Consider the following 272-nt stretch of genomic DNA (forward strand, 5'->3'; position numbering starts at 1 on the left):
TTTTTCGCGTTTTGATATTTCCCAACTCATAGAGAAAACATATGACCTCTATCAGTCACAAATAAAGTATCTCGAAATTGATGTCGAATTTAATTACTATAACAAAATGGTTTACACAGATAAAACGTGTCTTTCAATAATCTTAAAGAATATCATCAAAAACTCACTTGAGTCGGCAATAGACTACAACCACAAACCCTTTTCACGAATTCAAACAGAACAAGTTGCGGACTATTTTAAGATCACTCTAGAGAATACAACATCAAATAAAG

Annotated in this window: 1 protein-coding gene; it reads left to right on the plus strand. The window is 31.6% G+C overall.

Going from position 1 to position 272, the window contains the following annotated elements; translation table 11 throughout:
- On the plus strand, positions 1–272 hold a 272-nt coding region (locus M901_RS11110; RefSeq protein WP_034721844.1), incomplete at both ends, for a hypothetical protein.

It is taken from the genome of Bacteriovorax sp. DB6_IX (genome assembly GCF_000447775.1).
Lineage (GTDB): Bacteria > Bdellovibrionota > Bacteriovoracia > Bacteriovoracales > Bacteriovoracaceae > Halobacteriovorax_A.